This is a genomic window from Bacillus sp. (in: firmicutes) (assembly GCF_031983925.1).
In the GTDB taxonomy this organism is placed as follows: Bacteria; Bacillota; Bacilli; order Bacillales; family Bacillaceae_G; genus Bacillus_A; species Bacillus_A pacificus.
In genome coordinates, this window is the sequence record NZ_DALYZR010000008.1 from 1 (window position 1) to 20,510 (window position 20,510).

The following is a 20,510-nucleotide window of genomic DNA, read 5'->3' on the forward strand; positions in this document are numbered from 1 at the left end:
TGCTTTCGCTGCATTTTGAGGTGGGGGTCTTACTGCCCATTAAAGTCGGATAAAAAACTTCTCGTGTTAAATCATTTTCTGTTAGTTTCATACATTCCTCATAAAACATATGTTGCACAACTTCATAATTTTGCATTAATTGTTGCAACGTCTGTTTTCTTAAACTTGGCAGCTCTCCTGCTTCATTTAACATAGGTCCATATATATTTTCAAGTGCGAGCGGAATTGCTTCTCCTTTTAATCGGTACACCCAATGTAAATCGACAACTGCTAAATGTTGAAGTAGTTGTCCAATACTATTTTCATTATTTTCTGTCCCTTTAAATGACAGTTCTTTCTCATCAGTACCTTCTACTAACTTTTGCAGTCGTTTAAATGTATCCGTAACCGTCGCATACAAAATCGCAACTTGCGGGTTCATATTTCTTTGCAAAAGTAGATCTTTCATATGAAACTCCCCCCTTACAAGAACAACACCATATGTTCATCATCACTATACACACCATTCATCTTTATAGCTCTCTTTTCAATCCCATACGTTTTAAAGCCCATAGATTCATACAACTTTTTTGCTGGCTCATTTGTGGAAACAACACCTAATGTCAATTGTTCCAAGTCCATTTCTCTTGCTCTTTCAATTGCCTTACGTATTAACTCACGTGCAAGACCACTTCTTCGATTGCTTGCATCTACATACATCGCAACGATATGCCCTTTATGTTTATACGCCTCTTTCTCTTCTGTTAGTAAAGTGACAACTCCAACTAATTGATTCTCTTCATTAAAAGCACCAAATGTACAACTAGTAGCAGCTGATAAATTACTTTCCACTCGCTTAATAGGATTTTCCTGACGAATCGCCTCTTCATAAGTTGTTACAAATGCCTCAGGGTTTACTTGTAATGCTTGTAACCGTAAGTCCCAATATTTTTTTGCATCTTCTTTCGTAAGTAATCGAATCATATTTCTCTATCCCCTTTTAATTAACATAATATTTTTATAAACTACTAATTAAAGATTGATATTCTTCTCTTAACATACTATAACGATAGCGATGAATGAACTGACCTTTACGTAATCGATCATTTCTCATTAACCCTTCGCATACAAAACCAGCCTTTTCATAGCTCTTTCTAGCTTGAAAATTATCTTCATCTACACGTAGCCATACTTTTTCTAATTCAAATTCAAAGAATGCTACATGTAACATACTATATAAGGCTGCTATTCCATACCCTTTACCCCAGTATTCTTTATTACCAATCGCGATTCCCAATTCTGCATTTTTATTTGTTTTATCAAAGTTTTTAAGATCTACCCATCCAATATGTATGCCGTTCTCTGTAGTGATTGCTCTTTGTTCATAACCATTTTTTCGATTTATACATGCTTCAATCCATTTTTTTGTATCTTCACGAGTGAACGGTGGATATTGATCTGGTACAACTAAATGTTTTGTTACTTTTGTATCTAATGACCATTGATATCGGTCTTCTACATCATCTAGTGTCAGTTCTCTTAATTGAACGAATGGTATATTCATTGTATTATCCCCCTTTTACTTTCCTATAGAAAACCCTTCGAACATTCTTCCTCCATACTGTTCTAACGTTTTTTCTACAAAAGTAATTAATTTTCTTTTCTCTCCTGTTTTATAAAAATGATCGAATGCTGTTACAAATTGATCTGCGTATTGTTCATCATATCTTCTAAGTACCCTTATAAACCATTTTGAACTTCCAAGCCATTTACCATTTACTCTTAATACATATTCATGTAATAAATCAGCTAATAAATTCGCGATAAACAACTCTTCTTCTCTTTTTGATGCACCAATAAAATCATCCAAAGTATCTGTAATAAAATAACGCTTCTGCTCCATCATTTCTTCCGTCCATTTAGCTGGCCCTTTATTTAGTAACTCATTCGCTTCGCTTTTTAATTTCTCAACAATTTCATTTTCCCCTTTTAATACAATACCTTCTGCAACTAATTGTGGTAACGAAGGTCTTCCGCGGTCACAATCTATTTTAAAGAAGGTTTTTAACGTTTCAAAATTATGTACAAATACCTCAACTGGCCACCCATTACTATAGAAAGATTCTCGATAACAAGACGTTAAACTTTGATCAACTATTACAATGTCCAAATCAGATGTTTTTGTCGCTTCTCCTCTTGCAACACTTCCTCCAAGTAAAGCTACATCACAATCCGGAAATTGTGATGTAATGATGCTTTTTGCCGCTTCCATTGCTTTCATAACCGTTCCCCTTTTCTTATTTCACTTTCTTTTTTTCAGCTCTTTCTCTCGCTTTTTTTATATACGGCTCTGCGTCTGGTATTTTGCATGACGTTGCCCCGTGATCAACGTGTACTTTTCCAATTTCACGTGCAATTTCAATCGCTGCTTGCTCTAAGTCTTCATTACGAATTCCTATCGCGATTAAAGCACGATTCATCGCTTCTTTTTTTCTATTTTTTTCATTATGTATATTTACTTTAATTTCTTCTAAATACGGAGAGAAGAAATCGTCTTGTAACGTTTTATTTTTAATCGCTATATTTGCTAATAAAGACCAGCCTGCTCTTCCAATCCATTCATCATCACACTTTGTCCATTCTTCCATTTTTTCTATCGCGATTGGCGACGTACAAATAGCCGTCATTAAAACATCCATTAAACAATAATAATCAACTTCCTGTACCCATTTATTTAGCAGTTCTGTCGTAACTTTCTTTGGATCTAAAATCATTGTTGCTAATGTCATTGCATCCATATTTTTTGTTTCCCATAATAAAATTGCTAAATCATGATCTTTTTTTATTTTCTTTTTTAACAATTTTAAATTAGCAAAACTAACTCCGAATAGTGGCTCTTTCGCTCCGTGGTTTTTATACGTTTTACGATTCTGTTCTGTTCCGTATTCCTCTAGTTGCTGCATTACTTCTTCAAGTAACATATGCCCACCTCTTTATCTTTTCTGTTGACTTCATATATGTATGTACGATATATTCTACATTACTTTTTGGTTTTCCTATATTTATTTTTCAAAATACGGTATGTGAAATTTTGTAGATGCGTTTTAATGCAACAGGCACACTCTTCGTCAGCATTCTCTGTATAACTCACTCATTGGGTTTATTATATATAGCAACAAACTACATGCATTTTCATTCCATCCTTGTTTCATTTTAGTAAACCAGCAAAATATTGAAATCTTGCATACTTTTGGACAAACTTTTTTGCTCTTGTAAAAAAGTTTTTTTGCAATTACCTCCCTATAATTGCTAATATAGTAGAGTAGAACTTTTATAGAGAGAAGGAAAATTATGCACAATGGAATTCGAATGACAACTTTAGTGAAAAGGGCTATGTTGATTTGCGCGGGGGTATTATTTACATACGAAGCGGCCTTAGGATCAGCACATACTGCTCTAGCGAGTACAGAGGATGAAGCAAAATCTGTTCAACTTGTAAGTGAAATTCAATCATCTCTTGCACCGAAAGAAGCTCCAAAACAATATAATGGGCAAGTTAGAAAAGTAGCTTACTTAACATTTGATGATGGTCCTGGAAAATACACAGCTGAGCTTTTAGATATGTTAAAGAGAGAAAATGCAAAAGCAACATTCTTCCTTATTGGTTCAAATGTAAAAGCTTTCCCTGATCTTGTAAAACGTGAAGATGCTGAAGGCCACTACGTTGGGATGCACAGTATGACTCATAACTACAAGAAACTTTACACAGAAGGTCATTATGTAGATGAGATGAAGGAAGATCAAGGCTTAATCGCTGGCGTTTTAGGCAAATCACCAGTATTAACTCGTCCGTCTTACGGATCAATGCCAGGATTAAATGAGGCTCTTCGCAACAAAGTTGTTGAGAATGGCTTAAAAGTTTGGGATTGGACAATCGATTCATTAGACTGGAAGTACAACAAAATGCAGGTTGATGTTGCATCAGCAAAAATTGTAGAAAACGTTCTAAATGGCGCTAACAAGCCAACAGAAGTTATCCTTATGCACGATATTCATCCACAATCCGTAAAAGCAGTACCTGGTATTATTAAAGGACTGAAAGAAAAAGGATATGAATTAGAAGCTTATAGTGAGAACGAACACTTCCCATTAAACTTCTGGCATGATAATCGTATGTAATGAAAAAGACTTGATTTCCTTTAGGATATCAAGTCTTTTTTATCGTTTTGGAAATTTTATATGTTGTTCTTCAATGAAACGAATAATATTTTTTCTATCTTCTTGCGTAATAGTAATACAAAATTCGTACTCTTCTTCTTTACACCATGAAGGATTTAGTTCTATAGATAAACGAACTATAATTTGAAATGTCTCTTCTTTTTCTGCTATAATTTCAAACGACAGATTAGGTTCTATGAAGTCTAGTCGGGTATATGTAGGATTCGGTAATGTTTGAAACCATTCTTTCATGTGTTGTAATTCGCTAGTTTGTAAAAAAGGATCCATCGTTTCAAAAACTTTATTTCCCTCTGAAAGTTTCACTTTTATTATTAGCCAATTACGATCAAATGTATCAAATGCATTGTTAAACTCGTATTTTACAGCTTCAAAATGTAATGATACAATTTCATTTTGAAAAATCATAAATTACCTCCTTATTATTCAAGTAGCTTTATCTTCAAGTATAGAGACTATCCAATTAATATTTAATAATGCTTTTTAAATTATTTCATCATAATTTTTAAATACATTAATGAAATAATAAAAAAGACTTGCATTCATTACAAGAATCCAAGTCTTTTTCATCTTATCTATTAAAAAATATATCCTACTAACTTCACAATTTCACTAATTAAAATACCTACAACTGCAAAATCAGAATCACCAAATGTTGTATTCTCAAATCCTAATCCGCCTAATATCGGTAATAATATTGCTGGTAGGAATGAAATTAGTAATCCATTTACAAAAGCTCCTAGTATTGCGCCTCGTCTTCCTCCTGTTGCATTACCGAATACGGCTGCTGTTGCTCCTGTGAAGAAGTGAGGAATTAACCCTGGCACTATTACACTCAAACCAATAAATGAAAGTATAAACATGGATAGTAATCCGGCAATAAAACTTGTTAAGAAGCCAATAATAACTGCATTTGGTGCAAACGGGAAGATTGTTGGGCAATCTAACGCTGGTTTTGCATTTGGTACAAGTTTATCTGCAATCCCTTTAAATGCAGGTATTATTTCTGCAATTAACATGCGGACACCCGCTAAAATAATATATACTCCTGCTGCAAATGTAATTGCTTGCATGAAAGAATACACAAGGTAATTTTGTCCGTTACTTAATTCCGTTTCGATAAACTCCTTACCCGCAAATGGTGCAACAATAAAGAATAATACAGCCATCGTTAATGACATAGAAACTGATGTATCACGTAAAAAACCTAGTGACTTAGGCACTTTAATTTGTTCTGTTGATTTATCCTTATTTCCAAATTTACTCCCAACAAACCCTGCCGCTAAGTATCCAACTGATCCAAAATGGCCGATTGCGATATCATCCATTCCTGTAATTTTTCTAACGTATGGTTGTAATAATGCTGGAAAAATCACCATGAGTGCCCCTAAAATGATTGATCCAACAATCACTAATGTAGCACCTTTCATCCCGGTAGTTGAAAATACCGCTGAAATTAAACATGCCATGAATAAGGTATGATGACCAGTTAAAAACACATATTTAAATTTTGTAAAACGTGCAATTAGTAAATTCGCAATCATACCAAATACCATAATTAACGCTGTTTCTTTTCCTAATGTTTGCTGTGCTATTGCAACTACAGCTTCATTATTTGGTATAATCCCTTTAATATGGAATGCTTTATCAAATATTTTACCAAAAACATCTAAAGCTCCAATTAATATAGTGGCTCCACCTCCTAAAACGACGAAGCCCATAATTGTTTTTAAGGTTCCTGAAACCGTATCTGCAAAATTTTTCTTTTGCAGTAGTAAACCACACATAGCAAATAATCCAACTAATATTGCGGGTTGTCCTAAAATATCCTTCATAATTATATCAAACATAGCACTACTCCCCCTTCATTGTTACTACATTAGGTGTTTTTGTAATGCTTCTTTAATTTCATTTAAATCTAAAATATTCGTTAATCCAGCAACTGTTCGATTACCATCTTCAAGGTTACAAATAATATCTTTCGCACCTAAATATAAATCTGCTTGTTCTGATTTACTTGATGCTAAATCTGTGTGTGATACTTCTGCTTGTAATCCTAATTCATTTAAAATTTTCTTCACATTCATTTCTACAATAAAACTACTCCCTAATCCATTTCCACATACAACTAATACTTTTTTCATTTCAATCTCCCCTTTAATTAGAATATTTAGCTATCATTTTTAGCATTTCGTCTATTGAATTTGAATGAATTAACATTTCCACATTTTTCGGATCCGATAACATCTCACTTAATTGTGCTAATGCTTTCAAGTGTGTCTCATTATCAATCGCTGCCAATACAATAATTAAATTTGCGGCATGCTCTTGTTTTTCTGAAAATAGAACACTTTCTTTTAGTTGTAATAAACTCATCCCTAACTTTTTGACCCCCGCTTCTGGGCGAGCATGAGGTATTGCAATTTTAGGTGCAATAACAATATAAGGACCTAATTTTTCTACATTTACAATCATTTCATTGATATATTCTTCAAAGATGTATTGGTTTTGTAATAACGGATCAGCCGCTAGCCTGATCGCATCTTTCCAATTATCAACACGATCTTCAAGATGAATAAATTCTCTAGTTAAAAGTTCGTTTAACATTGGTTTATATTTCTCCTCCTTCTCAAAATACGCAGGACCACTCATAAATTCAATCAGTTCTCTTTTTAAAGATTTCTCATCCACTACGTCAGCATATTTTTGAATTATTCCCATCACTAAATCCACAGAATCTTTTTGGTTTTCTCCATACAATACTCCATTCACTTTTCTTAATAGAGCTGCTTTTTCAGAATCCGATAAAATTGGGTTAACCTTAAAAACCGGCACATTCCCTTTTTCAATTTCAGTAGTCGTAATTATACAATCTACATCAAATATATTTGATTCATATTCCCGTTTTGAAATTGCATTTAATATATCTATATTTGAAAATAACTTCTCTAATTGATACTGCAACATACGTGATGTACCAATACCATTTGGACAAACAAGTAATGCCGTTTTTCGTGGATTGGGAACGATTCCCTCTTTCCTCATCCAAGCTCCAAAATGCATAGTAACATACACAATTTCATCATCGGAAACAGATTTTTTCACATATTCTTCAAAATGATGAATTACCTTTTTCGTAAGAAAATATACCTCTTCATAGTTTTCTTGAATTGTATTTCGTAATGGGTTTTCAATTTCTATTCCATACTTCACACGATAAAATGCAGGTTTCATATGCAAATATAGATCAGTAAACAACCCATTAAAGTCTTGAAATAAAACACAAGCATAGTGTTGAAAATCTTTAATCATGCGGTCAACAATTGAATGTATTTCATCCATATTATTTTTCTCATAAATATTTTCCTGATAATTTACTTTTGCACCTAACAAATGAGTCGTAATATAATAGATTTCATCTATTGGAAATTTAACAATAAACGCTCGTTCAAACTGCTTTGCTATATATTTTGCAGCTTCAAATTGCTTTGAATCTTGCAGAACATTTTTTTCAGCTTCTTCCATCTCGACGCACTTACCTTTTAGAATACGTCTATGGAACAAATACATGTAAACGCTTAAATTTTCTAGTACCTCATCTGTATATTGGACACCTAAAAACTCTTCACAATTCGCAAGAATTTTTTTTATAGTGTATAATGTTTCTCGTGCAAGAGTATCTGTTTCACTTCCCATATCACACATAATATAATTTACTTGTGATATTAAATACTCCCAGCTATGTTGGCAAATAATTTGAGAGAGGCTTAAAATTAATAAATTTCGTTTACTCTGTTCATTTCCAACGATTTGATATCCTTCTTTACGACCAAAATGTAAAGATAAGTTATACTTATTTAACTCTACTTTTAGCTTTTTCAAATCTGCGAGTACAGTATTACGACTTACCTGCAAAAGGTTTATTAAGTCTTCCAATAAAATTCTTTTTTCCTGTATTAGCAAATATAATATTAACCATATTTTTCTTTCTTTCGGAGAATATTCATATTGATTAATCACACACTCATTTAATTTTTTTACTATCATTTGTTTCGTTTCTTTATTTAAGCAATAACCTAAGTGTCGTATATATTCAATAGAATGTAATCCTTCCTCTTGTAACCAATCGTCAATCTTCTTAATATCATAATAAAGCGTTCGTTTAGAAACTTGAATTACATCAATTAGTTGATTTATAGGCACATAACCTTCTGCTTGAATAATTTGTTGCAAAATATTTATACTTCGAGTATCTAATATCATATTTGGTGTACACCCTTTCTATACTTGTTCACTAATTGACTTGCAAGTATAGATACTAACTTTGCAAAATTAGATTTTTTGAAATCGCTTTCTATTAATATAATATCTATTATTGCTTCTAAATATAAGTCCAAATTTTTGTTTTTCTGCAGTGCAAAGATTGTGCTTTGAAAATTTCTTATGTCTGTGTTTAATGCTATTATTCCCCTTTCTGTTCCTTTTCAACAAAACATGAATATTACCCCTCAGAATTTTTAATACTGTATAGTAGCTTAGCACATATTACTCTTAAGGAGTGATATGTATATGGATTTTCTTTCAGCTGAATATTTGTCAGCCTTGCTTGCCATTATTGTAATTGATTTAGTTTTAGCGGGTGATAATGCCATTGTAATTGGATTAGCAGCAAGACGATTACCGAAAGATCAACAAAAGAAAGTAATTATATGGGGAACTATCGGGGCAATCGCGATTAGAGCTCTCGCTACTTTAGTTGTCGTTTGGTTGTTAAAAATACCAGGGTTACTTCTAATTGGTGGTGTACTTCTTATATGGATCGCTTACAAATTAATTGCTGAAGGCAAAGATCATGATATTAAAGCAGAAGAAGGTTTTTGGTCTGCTATTAAAACCATTATCATTGCTGATGCATTAATGGGCATTGATAATGTCCTCGCTGTTGCTGGAGCTGCGCATGGCAATTTTTCTTTAGTAATCATCGGGCTATTGGTTTCAATTCCAGTAGTAGTTTGGGGCAGTACATTAATTTTAAAATGGGTCGACCGTTATCCTATCATTATTACAATTGGAGCAGCTGTTTTAGCTTATACTGCCGCGAAAATGATTGTGGATGAAAAGTGGTTCACTGCATTTTTCGAAAGTAACCCTTTCATTAAATGGGCATTCATCATTATTGTCATTGCTGGTGTAGTGTTCTTTGGAAAGATGAAACAAAAGACTAAAGATGTTTCTATATAATAACAACGTTCTATTTATAAACAAAAGCGCCACTCATATGAGTAGCGCTTTTTAATATTTATTTCGTTTCCCCATCTTCAGTCGTCTTTACCTTCGTTTTATTTTTATCACGATGGTTATAGTTGTACTTTGAACGATCTACCGGTGTAAATCCTTCCGGTGTGTAGAATCGTAATAAGTCACCATTTACGACTTGGTCAGAGTATTTTAGTGATTTTTGAACCATTTGTTCATTTTGTTTTATTTCGTCTGTAAATTCTACTGGTTTTCCAGTCGTTGTATCATAGTATTTGCCGTTTAATGCAGTAACTGTTGGACTTACGTAGTTACCATTACGGAACGCAACGACTTGTTTATGATCTGGTGATAATAAATCTGAACCAAATTGAACATAATCTTTTGTATCTGTTCCAAGTAAGTGTAAAAGAGTTGGAAGAACATCAATTTCACCACCGTATTGATGTTGTACGCCACCTTTCACACCTGGTACACGAACGATTAAAGGTACACGCTGTAACTGTGCATTTTCAAACGAGTTAATTTCTTTACCCATTACTTTTGACATTGCTGCGTTATGATTATCTGAAATACCGTAATGGTCTCCGTACATAACGATAATAGAATTATCGTATAAACCAGATTGTTTCAAGTAATCGATGAAACCTTTTACAGATTCGTCTAAATAACGTGCTGTTTGGAAATACGTATCTACAGACGAGTCACCTGTGTTCGCTGGTTCAATTGTCGCTTCCTCTTTATCAATTGGATACGGGAAGTGATTCGATAACGTAATAAACTTCGTATAGAACGGTTGTTTCAATGTCTCTAATAACGGAATGGATTCATTAAAGAATGGTTTATCTTTTAATCCATAGTTTACTACATCTTTTTCGTTCATATCATAGTATGAAGCATCAAAGAATTTATTAAAACCAAATGATTTATAAATATCATCACGGTTCCAGAATGTTTTATAGTTACCGTGGAATACTGCTGATGTGTATCCTTGTTGTCCTAAAATTGCTGGTGCTGATTGATATGTGTTATGAGATTTCGTTGTAAATACAGATCCTTGTGGTAAACCAAACATAGAATTCTCTAACATAAACTCCGCATCAGACGTTTTCCCTTGTCCTGTTTGATGGAAGAAGTTATCAAAGTAAAGTGTATTCGCATCTTTTGTAAATGAATTTAAGAACGGCGTTACTTCTTGACCATTTAATTTATAGTCAATTAAGAAGTTTTGGAATGACTCTAAATGAATATAGATTACGTTCATTCCCTTTCCTTTACCGAAATACTCAGGGTTTGGACTAGCGTAAGTTGATGTCAAATAATTTCTTACTTCTGTCATATTATCTCCATCAGCTAATGCTCGTTCTGTTGATGCTTTCGCACTTTGAATTCCATCATAAATTGTATAGTTATATGCCCCTAAATATTTCACAATATAATTACGATCGAATGTTCTTGTTAATAATTCAGGACGGTCAGATTCTGCAAGTCCTAAGTTAACACTGAATAATAAAATACCTGCTACAAATACTAAAGATAATTTATGTTTCGCAACACGAATTGGTTTTGGATTTGCAAATTTCGTTGCTACTAACACAATTAAAATAATTGTATCTAAGAAGTATAGCGGATCATAAAGATGTAACAACGCAATAATACTACCACCTAAATCTCCAAAGTTATTCGTTTGTGTTAATGTCGGGAACGTAATAAAGTCACTGAAAAAGCGATAGTATACGACGTTTGCGTATAAAAGAATCGACAATAACAAGTTGATAACAATTAACCAAATATAAGATCGTTTCCCTTTTGCAAATAATGCAAGTCCTAAAAATAGAACTGCTGAACTAAGTGGGTTGAAAAACAGCAAGAATTTTTGGATTGTGTTTGAAATTCCTAAATTAAATTCCGTTACATAAGCTGCATATGTTTTGAGCCAAAATAAAATAACGGCAAACAGAAAGAATCCAAAATGATTGCTTAACACACTTTTGCTCTTTAATAAGAATTGTTTCATTTCTCCACCTCTTTTGATCATCCAAGGCTTATTTTTTTTATAAGTCTGTCTCTCTATTCAATTTTTTATCTTCAAATAGATTTTATATATTTAACTATATGAAGAATACTAGTAATTATAATTTGAAGCTAGTATTTATTCAACTATTTCTTTTTAGACATTTTGACCTTGGTTTCTATTTAACAAAATAAATTTGTAACATTTCCTGTTTTCTCCCAAGATTCATCCACTAATTATGACATCACATACTATAAACCTTTATTCACTACTTCGCAAATAAATATGTCTCCAGTTCTGGAACATTAATGTAATATAATGAAATTCACAATAGATAGCATTTAATTTTTTGATATATATTATTTCTTCATTCAGTTATTTATGCTTCAGCCATTCTTCTATGTGCAAAATCCAAATCTCTTTCCTCTAATAAAGTTATTCTTGAATAATTATTCACAATCCATAAAAATAATGATTATAAAAACCCTCGCTCTCAAAACGAAAGCGAGGGTTTTCATCATTTATTATTGACCTTTGTACATTGCATCTACTTGTTTTTGAAGTTCTTCATTTTCTAAGAACTCATCGTAAGTAGCCTCTTTATCGATTACACCGTTTGGCGTTACTTCGATAATGCGGTTTGCAATTGTTTGTACGAACTGATGGTCATGAGATGTGAATAAAATTGTACCTTTAAATGCGATTAAACCATTGTTTAATGCAGTGATAGACTCAAGGTCTAAGTGGTTCGTTGGATCGTCAAGTGTAATTACGTTTGCACCACTTAACATCATTTTAGATAACATACAACGAACTTTTTCGCCTCCAGATAATACAGAAACGTTCTTCTTAACTTCTTCGCCTGAGAATAACATACGGCCTAAGAAACCACGTAAGAAGCTTTCTGACTCATCTTGTGGAGAGAATTGACGTAACCATTCAACTAAGTTGTAGTCACTGTTCTCAAAGTACTTAGAGTTATCTCTTGGGAAGTACGATTGAGATGTTGTAACGCCCCATTTAAATGAACCACTATCTGGCTCCATTTCACCCATAAGGATTTTGAATAATGTCGTCATTGCAATATCGTTACGACCGATAAATGCAACTTTATCACCTTTATTTAAAGTGAAGTACACATTATCTAACACTTTTTCACCATCAATCGTTTTAGAAAGACCTTCAACAGTTAATAAGTCATTTCCTACTTCACGCTCTGGTGTGAAGCCAACAAATGGATAACGACGAGATGATGGCTTAATATCATCTAATGTAATTTTATCTAATAATTTTTTACGAGAAGTTGCTTGTTTCGCTTTAGATGCGTTTGAGCTAAAACGTGCAATGAAGTTTTGTAACTCTTTTACTTTCTCTTCTTTTTTCTTATTAGCATCTTGCGTTAATTTTAAAGCTAATTGGCTTGACTCATACCAGAAGTCATAGTTACCAACATAAAGTTGAATTTTACCGAAATCAAGATCAGCCATGTGTGTACATACTTTATTTAAGAAGTGACGGTCATGGGATACAACGATTACTGTATTTTCAAAGTTCATTAAGAAGTTTTCTAACCATTGGATCGCTTTTAAGTCCAAGTGGTTCGTAGGCTCATCTAGTAATAGAATATCAGGTTGACCGAATAAAGCTTGAGCAAGTAATACTTTTACTTTCTCTGCACCAGTTAACTCAGACATTTTCTTATCATGAAGGTCTTCACCAATACCTAAACCTTTAAGAAGGATTGCAGCTTCTGACTCAGCTTCCCAACCGTTAAGCTCAGCGAACTCACCTTCAAGTTCTGCAGCACGCATACCATCTTCATCACTAAAATCTTCTTTCATATAAATGGCATTTTTCTCTTGCATTACTTTGTAAAGACGAGTATGACCCATAATTACAGTTTCTAATACTGGGAACTCTTCGTATTCGAAGTGGTTCTGTTTTAATACTGCAAGACGCTCACCTGGCGTAATATGTATGTCACCTGTTGATGGTTCGATTTCTCCAGATAAAATCTTTAGAAATGTTGATTTACCAGCACCGTTTGCTCCGATTAAGCCGTAGCAGTTACCTGGCGTGAATTTTATGTTAACATCTTCAAACAATTTGCGATCCGCGAAACGCAAACTAACGTTACTTACTGTAATCATTTGTATCCTCCTACTAATACCGCTTATTTCAGCGTTTTCTCACCGATTGTCTTAAAAAATCGCATATTACGACTCAATTATTGTAGACTATAGCTATTATATAGTAGAAGCTGGATGAATAGCAACGGTTGATTGCTATTCCTTTCTTTACAAACTTGAATAAAACCTTTGTTTTTAATTATATTAAAGTTACATACACACTTTAAGAAGGATTCATTTTGAAAAAAATATTTATAATTGGAGCATTATGTTTATCCATTGAAATAATACAATCATTTGAATGCATTTCGCATTATAAATAGCAAACTAAAACGCTCACAAAATATTCTGAGCGTTTTTATTTCCTTCTTCAACTAAAGCACCCGTTAGTGTAAAAAGCTATTTCACCATTTTTATTGTTAACTTATCTTTTAGCATTGAACTATATGAGTCAATTTCATATTTTGTATTATTGATTTTTTCTTTTTTCATTTTTAACATATCGAATATTTCTAACTCTAAATCCCTTCTAGCCTCAAGAACTTTTATCGTTCCTTCTACACCTGAATGATTATGTTCTTTCCCATAGCCTTGGTTCGTGTAATAGTCGACAATTCCTTTGGACCATTCTGGATTTCTTTCTTTTAATGCCTTCCTAAATGAAAATTCAAGATCATCTTGTTCTACATAGAATAACATTGGATTTAAATTCTCTATGATTTTTGCAATTTTCATTACATAATTTATTATTTTTTCTTTTTGTTCACCGTATTTAATCATCCCAATTGTTAATGGATTTTGTATGAAACAACATTCAAAAATATAAACCTTATTATCTTCTAGAGCAATTTCAGCAAAGTCATTCCATTTGTCAGCAATTAATTCAATATTTTTATCGAATGGTAATTCATATATATCGTTTCTTGAAATATCGTTACATAATTCGTCCGAAAACTGGTCACCAAACTCATTTTTTATCTTTCTGTATGGTAATAAATAATTGCTTCCTTTTTTTAAAACTCTTTTAAGAAGAACTTCTTTAAAATCTCCACTGTTAGATACTAATCTATCGAATTCAAATTTATTAAAACAAGATACACCATCATAGTCGGCGGGGTGGTTCAAATTCCCCTCTAAAAATAGTTCAACTTCAATTTTATTTTGGTTTAGAATTTCATTTATTAGCTTTGCAGTGGTCGATTTTCCGAATCCAGGTAAACCTTCTACTATTATTAGTTTTGTATTCATATTTATAAATCCCTTCCTTGAAAGTATTTAACCAAGATTTAAAAAATTACTTACTCCACTGCAATCACTCCTTCAAAATACGATATTCAACATTTCCTTTGAAAAATCCTTCTTAAAGTAACCTGACCGTTAACTTAAGAACATTTTTTCATAATCTCTATCATTATTTTAACATAAATTTTCCATTTACCTTTTAAAAAAGATATTCCACCATTATTTGAGTGAACTATATAAAAAAGGATGCAAAATCATATGTGATTTTGCATCCCTAATTTGTGTGTTATTTTATATTTTCTATCCTATAACGGAACCAGTTACTTTTAAAAGTGGATTCTTTTATTTCCTTTCACTTAATTTCTTTGCATAATTCTTCATTTTACTCGTTAATCCTATTAAAGCAGGTAACAACATTGGCATCACAATAATAGCTAATAGTAACAGTGCAACACCAACAACGGATGCTACTTGTATAAGCGTTAATACACCTGAAGGGATTAATGCAGCAAATGTACCTCCTAAAATAATTGCTGCTGATAATACGACTCCTCCAATATGACGAGAAGCAGTTACAATTTTCGTCGCTGGGTCCCCTTCTAACTCATTGTATCTCATCATTACAAAAATACTATAATCCACTCCTAAAGCGACTATCATTATGAAACTAAAGAACGGAACATTCCAGCTTAATGAATCTACATGTAAAACATGCGTACTAATTTGTTCACTTATCCCTAATGATGCAAAGTACGCTAATAGTAACGATCCAATAATAAAGATGGTATTTAATAATGAACGTGTAATCATCATTAATACAATCGCAATTCCAATTAACATAATTGTAGCTGTACGTAAGAAGTCTTGCCCTGTTACTTCTTTTAAATCAACGTTTCTAGCTGTCGTTCCTCCAATTGCTGTTTTCGCATGATTTAATTCCGTCCCCTTCAAAGTACCATCTATCGTTTTATTGATTTCTTGAATAACTGGCATCGCTTCTTTTGAATACGGATTTACGTCTAAAATGATTGTCATTTTAGCAGTCTTTCTATCATGTGACATGTACGTATTCAAAGCTTTTTGGAAATCTTCTCCCTCCAAAACTTCTTTTGGAATATAGAATTTCTCAGAGCTTTTTGATTCATTTAGTTCTCCTAAATATTTCTGAGCATCCCCTAGGCCGTTACTTACCTTTTCAAGGCCTTCTGTACTTTTAGATAGTCCTGATTGTAATTGCCCCATCTGTTCTTGCAAGTCTTTCAGTCCGGTTAATAGCTGGCCTTGCCCATCGTTTATTTTCGTTAATCCGGTTTGTAATTCAGATGACTTGTTCGCAATTTGTTTTGAACCTGAAGCACCTTCATTTAATCCATTTTTAAGATCAGCTGCTCCTTTTTGTAACTTAGTAACTCCGTTGCTCATTTCTTTTAAGCCATTATCCACTTTCAATAACGATTGATTCGCTTCTTTAAATGATCCCATCGCCGCATTGTGTTGCGTTGCTAATTGATTTAATTCATTTGAAAGCCCACCTAATTGCTTTTGAGCCTCTTTAGCAATTCCTATCGTCTGCAGAATGTTAGGATCATTTGCTAATTCTGGTTTCGTTTGGATGAAATTGGTCATTAACATTTCAATTTGTTCATAACCTTTCTTCGCACCGTCAATCGCTTGAGAAATACTTCCGAAGTATTGACCGTAAGAACTTAAACCTTTTTCTAACTGCGTATAGCCAGCATGAAGTTGTGAAGCTGCATGAGATAATATACTTATATTTTCATTTACTGAAGTTAACCCACTCTCAATTTGCTGCGCACCTTTTGCTCCATCATTTATGCCATTAGATAGTTGATTTAAAGCTGTTCCTAATGCCGATACACCATTCTTCGCTTCATTTGTTCCATCAATTAACTTTTGAACGTTTGCAAGACTATTTGAGTCCTTATTACCCATCTTATCTTTCGCAGTAGTTAATCCATCATTAATTTCCTTTATACCACCATTGGCATCTCCTAAACCTGTATTTAGTTCACCCGCTTGTTTATTTATATATAGTTCTTTAATCCTATCACCAGTTGGACGTGTCGGTGCATATACTTCTGAAACACCTTTCACTTTCAAAATCTTATCAGTTAGTTCATCTAAAGTTTGAAGTGAACTCGCCTCATCTAACTTGTTATTCGATTGAATGGCTAACGTACTTGGTGAAGAAAAACCAGGTGGAAAATGTTCTTCTATTACATTAATCCCCATTTTCGACTCATATTTATTGTCTACTTCAAATAAGTCGTTGTAATTAAGTGTATTAGAATACTTTAATATGAAAGGAATCGATATCACGAATACAATAATTAAAGCTACAAATGGTCTTACTACTGAGTTTTTCGCAAAGAATCCCCATAGACGACTGTCTTCATGACCTTTAAATGTTTTAACGGGATAAAACATCCCTTTTCCTAAAAGCACCATGAAAAACGGATTTAACGTAGTTAATACTAGTAATAAAACTGCGACACCGATTGCTACCGCTGAAGTAGATTGATATAATTTAAAACTCGCTAAAGCAAGAGATGCAAAACCAATTAGTACTGCTATCCCGCTATATAAAACGGTTTTCCCTGCCGATTTAAATGTTTCTTTCGTAGCCAAAAATGCGTTTTCTTGTTTACTTAATTCTTCTTTAAATCTTGTAAATAATAAAATATTATAGTCTGTTCCAACCCCAAACAGGACAACAACGACAAACACTTGCGTAAAGTTAGAAAACGGAAAATTAAATTGATCTACTAAATGGGCAATAATCCCCATTGAAACTAAATATGATACCCCAACAGTAAGAAGAGAAACAATTGGAACAATAGGTGAACGGAATACAATGATTAATATTACAAGAATGAAAATAATTGAAATAACTTCAGTCTTTTTCACTCCCTCTTGAGAGGATGTAAGAAAATCACCCGCGATTAAGTCACTTCCTGTTAAGTACGTTGTTACCTCTTTCGTTTTCACTTTATTATGAAGATTATTTGTAACTTTCGATATTTCACCATGCTTTTTATCTATCGATACTTGCGTTAAAATAGTCGTATTATCTTTAGAAACTAATTGTTTCTCTAAGTCTTTATTATCTAAATGTGAAACAATTTCTTTAATTCCTAATTGTTCTTTTTCATTTTGCAAAACGTTGATTGTTTTTGTTATTTCCTCTTTTTGTTCAGTCGTTAAAGCTGTTTTACTACCACTATTAAAAACTGCTATAATCTCATACTTTTCTGTCCCGTCTTTATTCATTTCTTTTATCATTTTGTCAGCAATACTACTTTGTTCTGTATTAGGAATCGTAATGTGCCCTTTTTCTTTCACTAATTTATCCATATTAGGCACCGTAACGATCATTGTAATGGTAATAACTATCCACAATAGAAAAGATAAACTTCTCCAATTTTTCAGCTTGCTCATTTGCATCATCTCCCGCGATTAAAATTTCATGTTAGTTTCGGAATGAATATTCATTCCCAGCTTTTTAAAATACCATTCCGGAATGAACATTCATTCCTATTACTCTATTACATTGTTTTATAAACTCTATTAAACTACTTTTTCGGAATGAATGTTCATTCCTTTAGTTACACAAATACCCTCTCCTACTCTCATTTTTTAATTCTATTCAGGAATGAATATTCATTCCTGTCCTTATAAAGCTATAGAATCAAATGATTCTTATAGCGTTCCAAGAGCTTTCTTCCAATTCTTTTACTAATTCTTTTGAGTACTCTAATTGCCCTGTTGCAATTACTTTAATTAATTTTTCTAACGGTTGATATACAATAATAATTAAAGCAACTGGAGGTAACGGACGGAGTAAGCCTTTTACAATCCCATCTTCTATAATATTCATAAAGAAGCCTATAAAATCATCAAATATTTTCTTGCTTTGTTCATCAAGAAAATAACTATCACAGTGAGAATTTGTAAACAGAAAAGCATCCACATTATTTCTCGCAAATTCAAATAAACGGTTATACGTATGACTAAACTGTTCACGAATATTTGCTTCAACAGGAAAATCCGTTTTTATCATTTCAGAAAGCTGTAACATACTTTTTGAAAATAATGAGTTAACAAGCGCCTCTTTATTTTCAAAATAGCGATAAATAGTACCCGCACCGACTTTTGCCTTTTCAGCGATCATTGGAATTGTCGTACCATCGTAACCACGCTCCGCAAAAAGTTGCATCGCAGCATCAAAAATATCCTCTTGTTTGTTTTTAGCCATTTTTTCCACCTCTATTTTCAGGAATGAAAATTCATTCCGTTTTTAATTATAAATTACAGGAAATAAAAGTCAAGTGTGTGACTACGTATAGTTGTAATTTTATTCCCTTATTTGTGAATAAAATTATATCAGCGATTTTCAGGATATATCAACTTACCGACAAAAACCGACGCCCAAAGAGAAAGCTGTCCCAAAATTTGATTTTGGACAGCCCTATTTTTTAAAAGAAATCATAAATAAATGCTTCTCGTACCGGAACTATTTTCTCAAACGTTCGTATTTCCTCTTCACTTCCATTAATTAATTCAAGTTCATTTAGTTCTAATGGGCGTTTGTATCCAAGCAATATTGTAGATAGTGCATTTATATCTAGCTTGATCCCTTTATCCATTGGTTCTTCTATAATTGTTATTTCATAATTTGCAAGTCTCACCGATACATTATTCCACGGTGCAAATGAATCTGTAATATGTAAAATTATTTCTTGTTGTATATTGTTCCAGTTTAACTCATACTGTTTTAAGAACTGCTCTACATCTACAATTCTTCCCATAAAATATGGTTTTATTTCTGTTTTCACACGTGGTTCTTGCAATGTATATAACAACTGTTCGTTTTCACTTACTGTCATTTCAAGTTCTTTAATCATAGAATCATGTTGGCAAATAAAGTTCCATAGACCATTTCGTGCTTCATTATGCAGTGGTACGAATTCTTCTACAGTCATTTTAGATTTTTCTATTTTATATAACATGTAACCTGCTGCCGTTTTATTTTCATCGTAGTAAATTGCTAATGTTAAATCATCATAAACTGCTTGTAACCACCATTTTTCATTGCGAACTAGCATACCAGAAAAACGTTCTGCAAATGTTTCATAAAGCTTCTCGACTTCTTCTGAGTGATTTTCTTTATTGAAACGTTTCACAGTACCATTCACTTGTTTTTTCATAACTAAATCACTCTTTGTCATATGACATACAAGAAGATTCGCACAAAGTTCCCAGCCATATTTACGGTAAAATGCAACAGCAAATGGATGTAACATCGATACTGTATATCCGTCTTTTTTCATCGTTTGAAGTGAATGTTGAAGTAATTCTTTCACATATCCGCTTCTTCTATACTCTGGATACGTTGCTACCCCTGCAACGCCACCCATTTTAAATGTTTCTTTTCCTATGTATATATGAAACGGAATAAGGTGTAGTTTTGCCGCTAAGTCATTACCTTCCATAATACCGTATACTTCATGACTTTCCTTCATTCTTGTAAGTTGCTGCTGCAATCGATCCTCTTCAACTTTATATTGAAAAGCGTATTCTGATAAGCGTAATGCTTCTTTAAATTTATCTTCTGTTAATCGTATAACATTCAT

The 20,510-nt window shown here is 32.8% G+C and carries 17 protein-coding genes; 2 read left to right on the forward strand and 15 right to left on the reverse strand.

The genetic code is table 11. From position 1 onward, the window contains the following. The 5 genes from RTP99_RS19995 to RTP99_RS20015 all read right to left on the reverse strand — a co-directional run. The coding region (locus tag RTP99_RS19995) for a DinB family protein (RefSeq protein ID WP_192826850.1) at nucleotides 1-448 on the reverse strand (448 nt) is incomplete at its 3' end. 14 nt (nucleotides 449-462) lie between these two features. After that, nucleotides 463-963, reverse strand: a complete 501-nt coding sequence (locus RTP99_RS20000) for a GNAT family N-acetyltransferase (RefSeq protein ID WP_000620338.1) — start codon at nucleotides 961-963, stop codon at nucleotides 463-465. Between the two features lie 34 nt (nucleotides 964-997). Next, a complete protein-coding gene (locus RTP99_RS20005) occupies nucleotides 998-1,543 on the reverse strand; it encodes a GNAT family N-acetyltransferase (RefSeq protein WP_001025000.1) in 546 nt (181 codons plus the stop codon). Nucleotides 1,544-1,558: 15 nt separating this feature from the next. Continuing rightward, nucleotides 1,559-2,260: a nucleotidyltransferase domain-containing protein gene (locus RTP99_RS20010; protein WP_000646305.1), complete on the reverse strand. Its 702-nt coding sequence runs from the start codon at nucleotides 2,258-2,260 to the stop codon at nucleotides 1,559-1,561. Nucleotides 2,261-2,276: 16 nt separating this feature from the next. Further along, the gene (locus RTP99_RS20015; protein WP_000923425.1) at nucleotides 2,277-2,960 is read right to left on the reverse strand and encodes a DNA alkylation repair protein; all 684 of its coding nucleotides are present in this window, start codon (nucleotides 2,958-2,960) and stop codon (nucleotides 2,277-2,279) included. A 370-nt stretch (nucleotides 2,961-3,330) separates the two neighbouring features. Between RTP99_RS20015 and RTP99_RS20020 the strand changes: the two genes are divergently transcribed. Further along, the gene (locus RTP99_RS20020) at nucleotides 3,331-4,158 is read left to right on the forward strand and encodes a peptidoglycan-N-acetylglucosamine deacetylase (protein ID WP_000551434.1); all 828 of its coding nucleotides are present in this window, start codon (nucleotides 3,331-3,333) and stop codon (nucleotides 4,156-4,158) included. A gap of 39 nt (nucleotides 4,159-4,197) precedes the next feature. Here RTP99_RS20020 and RTP99_RS20025 read toward each other — a convergent pair whose 3' ends face one another. The 4 genes from RTP99_RS20025 to RTP99_RS20040 all read right to left on the reverse strand — a co-directional run bounded on the left by RTP99_RS20025 (nucleotide 4,198) and on the right by RTP99_RS20040 (nucleotide 8,478). Beyond that, the gene (locus RTP99_RS20025; RefSeq protein WP_000577201.1) at nucleotides 4,198-4,623 is read right to left on the reverse strand and encodes a WapI family immunity protein; all 426 of its coding nucleotides are present in this window, start codon (nucleotides 4,621-4,623) and stop codon (nucleotides 4,198-4,200) included. A gap of 170 nt (nucleotides 4,624-4,793) precedes the next feature. After that, complete coding sequence (locus RTP99_RS20030; RefSeq protein WP_000459662.1) at nucleotides 4,794-6,065, reverse strand: PTS ascorbate transporter subunit IIC; 1,272 nt, start codon at nucleotides 6,063-6,065, stop codon at nucleotides 4,794-4,796. Between the two features lie 24 nt (nucleotides 6,066-6,089). Beyond that, the gene (locus RTP99_RS20035) at nucleotides 6,090-6,359 is read right to left on the reverse strand and encodes a PTS sugar transporter subunit IIB (protein WP_000757315.1); all 270 of its coding nucleotides are present in this window, start codon (nucleotides 6,357-6,359) and stop codon (nucleotides 6,090-6,092) included. A gap of 13 nt (nucleotides 6,360-6,372) precedes the next feature. Continuing rightward, a complete protein-coding gene (locus RTP99_RS20040; RefSeq protein WP_016717779.1) occupies nucleotides 6,373-8,478 on the reverse strand; it encodes a BglG family transcription antiterminator in 2,106 nt (701 codons plus the stop codon). 306 nt (nucleotides 8,479-8,784) lie between these two features. On the opposite strand from RTP99_RS20040, the gene RTP99_RS20045 reads away from it, so the two are divergent. Continuing rightward, a complete protein-coding gene (locus RTP99_RS20045; protein WP_000346939.1) occupies nucleotides 8,785-9,456 on the forward strand; it encodes a TerC family protein in 672 nt (223 codons plus the stop codon). 58 nt (nucleotides 9,457-9,514) lie between these two features. On the opposite strand, the gene ltaS is transcribed toward RTP99_RS20045, so the two are convergent. From ltaS to RTP99_RS20075, 6 genes are all read right to left on the reverse strand, one after another. Continuing rightward, complete coding sequence (gene ltaS / locus RTP99_RS20050) at nucleotides 9,515-11,488, reverse strand: lipoteichoic acid synthase (RefSeq protein WP_000808747.1); 1,974 nt, start codon at nucleotides 11,486-11,488, stop codon at nucleotides 9,515-9,517. Nucleotides 11,489-12,009: 521 nt separating this feature from the next. Then, the gene (locus tag RTP99_RS20055; protein WP_000633868.1) at nucleotides 12,010-13,635 is read right to left on the reverse strand and encodes an ABC-F family ATP-binding cassette domain-containing protein; all 1,626 of its coding nucleotides are present in this window, start codon (nucleotides 13,633-13,635) and stop codon (nucleotides 12,010-12,012) included. Nucleotides 13,636-14,013: 378 nt separating this feature from the next. After that, nucleotides 14,014-14,862, reverse strand: coding sequence for a P-loop NTPase family protein (locus tag RTP99_RS20060; RefSeq protein WP_001093184.1), 849 nt, complete (start codon nucleotides 14,860-14,862; stop codon nucleotides 14,014-14,016). Nucleotides 14,863-15,198: 336 nt separating this feature from the next. Then, a complete protein-coding gene (locus RTP99_RS20065) occupies nucleotides 15,199-18,315 on the reverse strand; it encodes an MMPL family transporter (RefSeq protein ID WP_000040254.1) in 3,117 nt (1,038 codons plus the stop codon). 250 nt (nucleotides 18,316-18,565) lie between these two features. Further along, a complete protein-coding gene (locus RTP99_RS20070) occupies nucleotides 18,566-19,132 on the reverse strand; it encodes a TetR/AcrR family transcriptional regulator (RefSeq protein ID WP_001107304.1) in 567 nt (188 codons plus the stop codon). 220 nt (nucleotides 19,133-19,352) lie between these two features. Further along, entirely contained in the window at nucleotides 19,353-20,510 is a 1,158-nt protein-coding gene (locus RTP99_RS20075) for a GNAT family N-acetyltransferase (RefSeq protein ID WP_001100978.1), read from the reverse strand.

Coding starts and splice junctions, on each gene's coding strand:
- RTP99_RS20015 (WP_000923425.1), bottom strand. CDS start 2,960: ATGTTACTTGAAGAAGTAATGCAGCAACTAGAGGAATACGGAACAGAA.
- RTP99_RS20075 (WP_001100978.1), bottom strand. CDS start 20,510: ATGAATGTTATACGATTAACAGAAGATAAATTTAAAGAAGCATTACGC.
- RTP99_RS20070 (WP_001107304.1), bottom strand. CDS start 19,132: ATGGCTAAAAACAAACAAGAGGATATTTTTGATGCTGCGATGCAACTT.
- RTP99_RS20025 (WP_000577201.1), bottom strand. CDS start 4,623: ATGATTTTTCAAAATGAAATTGTATCATTACATTTTGAAGCTGTAAAA.
- RTP99_RS20005 (WP_001025000.1), bottom strand. CDS start 1,543: ATGAATATACCATTCGTTCAATTAAGAGAACTGACACTAGATGATGTA.
- ltaS (WP_000808747.1), bottom strand. CDS start 11,488: ATGAAACAATTCTTATTAAAGAGCAAAAGTGTGTTAAGCAATCATTTT.
- RTP99_RS20035 (WP_000757315.1), bottom strand. CDS start 6,359: ATGAAAAAAGTATTAGTTGTATGTGGAAATGGATTAGGGAGTAGTTTT.
- RTP99_RS20020 (WP_000551434.1), top strand. CDS start 3,331: ATGCACAATGGAATTCGAATGACAACTTTAGTGAAAAGGGCTATGTTG.
- RTP99_RS20045 (WP_000346939.1), top strand. CDS start 8,785: ATGGATTTTCTTTCAGCTGAATATTTGTCAGCCTTGCTTGCCATTATT.
- RTP99_RS20030 (WP_000459662.1), bottom strand. CDS start 6,065: ATGTTTGATATAATTATGAAGGATATTTTAGGACAACCCGCAATATTA.
- RTP99_RS20000 (WP_000620338.1), bottom strand. CDS start 963: ATGATTCGATTACTTACGAAAGAAGATGCAAAAAAATATTGGGACTTA.
- RTP99_RS20040 (WP_016717779.1), bottom strand. CDS start 8,478: ATGATATTAGATACTCGAAGTATAAATATTTTGCAACAAATTATTCAA.
- RTP99_RS20055 (WP_000633868.1), bottom strand. CDS start 13,635: ATGATTACAGTAAGTAACGTTAGTTTGCGTTTCGCGGATCGCAAATTG.
- RTP99_RS20060 (WP_001093184.1), bottom strand. CDS start 14,862: ATGAATACAAAACTAATAATAGTAGAAGGTTTACCTGGATTCGGAAAA.
- RTP99_RS20065 (WP_000040254.1), bottom strand. CDS start 18,315: ATGAGCAAGCTGAAAAATTGGAGAAGTTTATCTTTTCTATTGTGGATA.
- RTP99_RS20010 (WP_000646305.1), bottom strand. CDS start 2,260: ATGAAAGCAATGGAAGCGGCAAAAAGCATCATTACATCACAATTTCCG.